At 60.1% G+C, this 5,830-nt stretch carries 6 protein-coding genes and 3 tRNA genes; 2 read left to right on the top strand and 7 right to left on the bottom strand.

The genetic code is table 11. From position 1 onward, the window contains the following. A partial coding sequence (otsB, locus tag ACRXB1_RS28535) for a trehalose-phosphatase (RefSeq protein WP_449493939.1) occupies positions 1–428 on the bottom strand: 428 nt, incomplete at its 3' end. 398 nt (positions 429–826) lie between these two features. Here otsB and ACRXB1_RS28530 point away from each other — a divergent pair. Next, the gene (locus ACRXB1_RS28530; RefSeq protein WP_062170172.1) at positions 827–1,453 is read left to right on the top strand and encodes an SCO family protein; all 627 of its coding nucleotides are present in this window, start codon (positions 827–829) and stop codon (positions 1,451–1,453) included. Here the strand turns inward: ACRXB1_RS28530 and ACRXB1_RS28525 are convergent. The 6 genes from ACRXB1_RS28525 to uvrC all read right to left on the bottom strand — a co-directional run bounded on the left by ACRXB1_RS28525 (position 1,450) and on the right by uvrC (position 5,454). Beyond that, positions 1,450–1,944 (bottom strand): GNAT family N-acetyltransferase, encoded by a 495-nt coding sequence (locus tag ACRXB1_RS28525; protein ID WP_449493938.1) that lies wholly within the window; start codon positions 1,942–1,944, stop codon positions 1,450–1,452. The two genes, ACRXB1_RS28530 and ACRXB1_RS28525, sit on opposite strands and share 4 nt — an antisense overlap. Positions 1,945–2,042: 98 nt before the next feature. Continuing rightward, a tRNA-Cys gene (locus tag ACRXB1_RS28520) sits at positions 2,043–2,116 on the bottom strand. A gap of 104 nt (positions 2,117–2,220) precedes the next feature. Next, positions 2,221–2,296 (bottom strand) — tRNA-Gly (locus ACRXB1_RS28515). Between the two features lie 59 nt (positions 2,297–2,355). Further along, positions 2,356–2,431: transfer RNA gene (locus tag ACRXB1_RS28510), tRNA-Gly, on the bottom strand. Between the two features lie 178 nt (positions 2,432–2,609). Then, a complete protein-coding gene (gene pgsA, locus ACRXB1_RS28505; protein WP_061999931.1) occupies positions 2,610–3,206 on the bottom strand; it encodes a CDP-diacylglycerol--glycerol-3-phosphate 3-phosphatidyltransferase in 597 nt (198 codons plus the stop codon). Between the two features lie 85 nt (positions 3,207–3,291). After that, positions 3,292–5,454 (bottom strand): excinuclease ABC subunit UvrC, encoded by a 2,163-nt coding sequence (uvrC, locus tag ACRXB1_RS28500; protein ID WP_449493937.1) that lies wholly within the window; start codon positions 5,452–5,454, stop codon positions 3,292–3,294. Positions 5,455–5,630: 176 nt separating this feature from the next. Here uvrC and earP point away from each other — a divergent pair. Next, positions 5,631–5,830 (top strand): elongation factor P maturation arginine rhamnosyltransferase EarP (gene earP, locus ACRXB1_RS28495; protein ID WP_449493936.1); only part of this gene is annotated, 200 nt, incomplete at its 3' end.

The following is a 5,830-nucleotide window of genomic DNA, read 5'->3' as shown; positions in this document are numbered from 1 at the left end:
TGGAGATCAAGGGCGCCGCGCTCCGGCGCGTTGCGATAATGCAGCGCGAGCGCCGCGCCCTTGATCTCCAGCAGCATGCCGGGATTCGCCTTCATCACGCCTTCGAGCACATGTTCCATGCGCATCAGGCGTTCGTCGTTGAAACCCACGCGATGCACATCCGCATTCGAGTCCCGGCGCTCCGCGCCATGAAGACCGGCGACGGGGATGTCAGGCATCTTCAAAAACGAGTCGATGCTGTCGATACCACGCCCCGACACGATCGCCACCGCGCCGTTGGTCGCGCGGCGCAGCGCGGTCAGGATCGGCGCCACTGCTGGCGACACGACGACGCCGTCAGGCGTGGAAGCCAGTTCGACGAGCGTGCCGTCGAAATCGAAGAAAAAAGCAGTCTCGGCGAGTGGAAGTTTTTCAGGAAGGTTTTGCATCGATATCTGCCTTTTTAGCCGGGAACGGCCGGGAAAGTGTGCGCATGTCAAAGCGCTTGTCGGCCTGTTCGGTACGCCCAAAACGGGAACGCCCTTGGGAGAAAGCGGCATGGATGCACTGCATAACGAACGAACACCCAATACCGTGCACTCGAATCTTGCAAATTGCTTCGATAAACCCGCGCACCACGATCCCGTAATGTGCGGCAAATCGCCACGAAAGCGTGCGTGGAATCACAGTCTCGCGGCGAAGGCCTCTATTCTGAGATAAAGTCGGCCCGCATGGCGTCACGAAACATCTTGTGACGAATCAAACGCGGGTTGTCCTGCGTTGTTCGTACATCGGCCGTACGTGGCTGATCTGCCGCCTTGATGTTCCACTTTGTCCGAGTCGCAAAATGCTTTCCTGGTTCCGGTTTCATCGCGCAGGCCGCGTGTCCGCCCTGCTTGCCGCGCTGGTTTTCAGCGCATCCCTCACCGCGTGCTCGCATCACGACGCGGCGCCCTGGAAGCTCGCCGATGTCACCGGCCATCTCCCCGACCTTGACTTCAATCTCACCGACGATACGGGCAAACCCGCCACCGGGCAGTCGTTCGCTGGGAAAACGACGCTGGTTTATTTCGGCTACACGCACTGCCCGGACGTTTGTCCGGAGACCATGGCGCGGCTGATGCAGGTCCTGCAGCAACTCGGCCCCGACGCCAGGAACACGCGTATTGCGTTCATCACCGTCGATCCGGCCCGTGATACCGCCGCCGCGCTGCACGAGTACGTGCGTGCGTTCGACGCGGAACATGCGATCGGCCTGACGGGCACGGATGGGGCAATCGAAGGGCTTGCGAAGCGGTATCGCGTGGCTTACCAGATGGAGAAGCGCGATCCGTCGGGCGCATACGACGTGACGCACAGCTCGGCTGTCTATATCTTCGATACCCACGGCCACGCGCGCCTGCTCGCGACCGAGACCGATCCCATCGAAAACATCACGGCCGATGTACGGCGCGTGATCGATTCGACGTCCTAGCGTTTTGGCATTACACGACGCATCCAGATATGCGGGATGTCGTCGTCGAGATGGATATCCGAGATGGGCTCGAAGCCGAAGCTTCCGTAGAAGCGCTGCAGATGAGCTTGCGCGTGCAGACGGGTTGCGTGCCCGGGCCATTGCGCTTCGATATGCGTAAGCGTGCGTTCGAGCATCGCCTGACCGAGTCCGATACCGCGAAACGGCGCCCGCGTGAGGACACGGCCGATGCGCACGTCGGCACTCGCCGCAACGCCGGGTTCATCCGGCGGCAGAACGCGCAGATAACCGGCCAGTTCAGGGTTGGCCTTCTGGCTATGGACAAGCAGATGCCATGCATCGGGATCCTGACCGTCCATGTCGGCATACAAGCACTGCTGCTCGATCACGAACACCTCGCTGCGGGCAGCGAGCATGGTGTAGACATCGCGTGCGCCAAGCTCACTGAACGCAGCCCACTGCCATTTGAATTCCGGATTGAGGTCGGTCATGGATTCACCTGAATAAGTTTCGATGCCGAATGAGCCATGTATAGCAAATGCCAAAAGAAAAAGCCCCGACCAAGTCAGGGCTTTTTTCTTTTGAATCCTGGAGGCGCGAGCCGGAGTCGAACCGGCCTAAACGGCTTTGCAGGCCGCTGCATAACCGCTTTGCTATCGCGCCAGAAGCGGGAGCTACATGAAACGTACCGTGCCTGGCAAACCCATCCGAGCAGTACATTGATCCGGGCCACCAAACAAAAAGGGAAGCTTTGCTTCCCCTTTTAATGGAGCGGGAGACGAGGCTCGAACTCGCGACCTCAACCTTGGCAAGGTTGCGCTCTACCAGCTGAGCTACTCCCGCATCTTGCCTTGCAATCTACTGCCAGTCGTCGACTTACCATTGCCGACGACCTCTGAATCTGGAGCGGGAGACGAGGCTCGAACTCGCGACCTCAACCTTGGCAAGGTTGCGCTCTACCAGCTGAGCTACTCCCGCATCTTGCCGACTTCTTCTGCCAAATTACTGCTTTTGTACTTCATCAGACGCTGCGTTGCGATGTCTTGTTTCGCGTGCATCCGACAGAAACGAGATTATGGAGAACCCCAACTTTGGTGTCAAGAGCTTTGTATGCGCCCCATCACTTTTAACTGCAATCAACCATCTCGTACACAGGTTAAAGCATGCCGCCGCGCTCGCGTATTTGCGGCCAGGCGAGCTTCATGTAATAGAGCATCGACCATACGGTGAGGAATGCAGCAACGTAGATCAGCCAGAGACCCCACATGCGTGTATCGATAACGATAGGCGTACCCGATATCTTCAGCGGCCCGTAGAAGAGCAGCATGGGGATCGCGACCATCTGGCAAACGGTCTTGAACTTGCCAAGCGAATTCACGGCAACGCTCTTCGACGCCCCGATCTGCGCCATCCATTCACGCAACGCGGAAATGGTGATCTCACGCCCCACGATCACCAGCGCAATCACCGCGTTCAGCCGCATCAGTTGCACGAGGATCAGCAGCGCGGCCGTGACCATGAGCTTGTCGGCGACGGGGTCGAGAAACGCGCCGAACGCCGATGTCTGGTTGAGCTTGCGCGCCAGATAGCCGTCGAACCAGTCGGTCAGCGCGGCGAGCACGAAGATGACCATGCCGACCAGGTTGCGATGGTCCGGGCTCATCATCACGTCCGGCAAATAGAAGACGCCCACGACGAGCGGAATCAGCACGATTCGCAGCCACGTCAGGAAGATCGGGAAATTGAACGGCATGGGCGTGACTCTTATTGAGAGGTGCCATTGTGCCGCGTCGACTTATATGTCACAAGCCGACGGGCCGGACGGCCGGACGTTGCGCTCAATGCAACTGCCGGTAGATCTGCTCAGCCAGCGCCTGCGAGATCCCTTCCACACTCGCAAGATCCTCCACGCTCGCCGCCTGCACGCCGCGCAATCCGCCAAAACGCGACAGCAGCCGCTGACGCCGTTTTGCGCCAATGCCCTCGAGCTCCTCGAGCCGCGACGTCTGCCGCGTCTTCGCGCGTTTCGCGCGCATGCCGGTGATCGCAAAGCGGTGCGCTTCATCGCGGATCTGTGCGACCAGCATCAGCGCAGCGCTTTCCTTGCCGAGCTCGAGCGGCGTGCGGGTATCGGCGAAAATCAGCGTTTCGAGGCCCACCTTACGCCCTTCTCCTTTCGCGACGCCAACCAGCATGCCGTGGTCGAGCCCCAGTTCGGCGAACACTTGCCGCGCGATCTCGACCTGTCCCTTGCCGCCATCGATCAACACGATGTTCGGCAAACGCCCGCCCGAAGGCGTGGGTTCGGCAACGTCCGGCTCATCCGATTGCGGTGCTTCAGACGGGTCCGGGACCACCGGCTCTTCAGCCGCCCGCGCCGCGGCTTGCGCGACCATCTTCTCGTAGCGGCGGGTCAGGACCTGGCGCATCGCGGCGTAATCGTCGCCGGGCGTGATGCCGGTGATGTTGTAGCGCCGGTATTCCGCCGTCTGCATCTTGTGATGGTGATAGACCACGCACGATGCCTGCGTCGCTTCGCCCATCGTGTGGCTGATATCGAAACATTCGATGCGCAATTGCGCGAGGTCATCCATTTCCAGACTCAACGTGTCCGCGAGCGATCGCGTGCGGGCCTGTTGCGAGCCCTGCTCGGAGAGCAGACGCGCGAGGGCGAGCTTCGCGTTGGACTCGGCCATGGACAACCACACGCGCTTTTGTCCCTGCGGCTGGCGCAACAGCGTGACCTTGTGGCCAGCCTGTTCGATCAGCAGATCGACGAGTTCGCGATTCGCCGGCGCGTGACTGACAACCAGCACCGGCGGAACACGATTGCCGATGTAATGCTGCGCGATAAACGCCTCCAGCACCTCAGCCTCGAGCGCGCCTTGACGCTGCGATTCAGTGGCAAGTTCGGATTCTTCCACCGCGCCGGTTTCGGCGATCTCCTCCTGCATTTCGCCGGTCGTAGCGTGCGCCTCGAAGTCCCGCTCGATCGACGCAAGCGTGCCAGCCGGCAACGCGATTTCATTGGCGTTTGCTTCGACTTGCTCGATGACGATATCGCCGATGTCTTCCGCAGTGTAGTCATCGGCCAGTTCCTCTGGCATTGCATCTTCAATCGCCAGCGCGGCTTCGACATGCGTCGGGAAGTACGCTTTGTCGCCGAGATGCCGGCCGCCGCGCACCATCGCGAGGTTCACGCAGACCTTGCCGCCGAGCGCGACGACCGCAAGGATATCGACGTCGTTGTCGCCGCCCACTTCGATAGCCTGCTGATGCAGCACGGTGGACAAGGAACTCATCTGGTTGCGCACGGCGGCGGCCTGCTCGAACTTGAGGTCGGCCGCGAACGCATGCATCTTCTGCTCGAGTTCCTTCATCACTTCGCCCTGCCGTCCGAGCAGGAAACGCGATGCATTCGACACATCGCGCGCGTAATCTTCTTCGTCGATCAAACCGACGCACGGTCCCGTGCATCGTCCAATCTGATGCAGCAGGCACGGTCGCGTGCGGTTGGTGAAGACGGAATCCTCGCACGTGCGCAACTGGAACACGCGCTGCAAAATCTGGATACTCTCGCGTACGGCCCACGCGCTCGGGAACGGACCGAAATACTGGTTCTTCTTGTCGACGCTGCCGCGGTAATACGCCATGCGCGGAAACTTGTGGCCAGTCAGCTTGAGATACGGATAAGACTTGTCGTCGCGAAACAGGATGTTGTATCGCGGCGTGAGCGCCTTGATCAGATTATTCTCAAGCAACAGCGCTTCGGCTTCGGATCGCGTGACGGTCGTTTCTATCTTGCGAATGCGCGTGACCATCATCGCGATGCGCGGCGAAAGCAGCGTCTTCGTAAAATAGCTCGATACGCGCTTTTTCAGGTCGCGCGCTTTCCCGACGTACAGCACGTTGCCGTTCTCGTCGTAGTAGCGGTACACGCCCGGCAGGTGCGGCAACTGGGCCAGGTTCTTTTTAGGGTCGAAAACGTCGGGTTCGGTCATGCAGGGTGTCGTGCGGAGTTCGCGTTGAGGTCATATTGAAGCCGCCTGGCGGCTTTGAGGCCGGAGCGCGCGAATCGTCATCTTCAAAAATGCCAGTTTAGTGCAAACCACACTCGGGCTCTCGTTCACCATCGATCAAGCGGTTCGTCGCCGCTTCAGCACTTATGCCTGCTTCAATGGAAAATTCCCCGGCGGTGGCCGGTCATGCAGATGCCGAAATCGCGTGCGATATTTTTTGCGAAGTCATCGACAACTTCGGCGACATCGGCGTCTGCTGGCGCCTCGCGCGCCAGCTCAAGGCGGAGCACGGCTGGCAAGTGCGCCTTTTCGTCGATGACCTCAAGGCTTTCCACGCGCTCTGCCCCGCCGTCGATGA

This window comes from Caballeronia sp. M23-90 (genome assembly GCF_053574605.1).
Note: the sequence above shows the minus strand (reverse complement) of the source record. Positions and strands in the feature narration are given on the sequence as shown.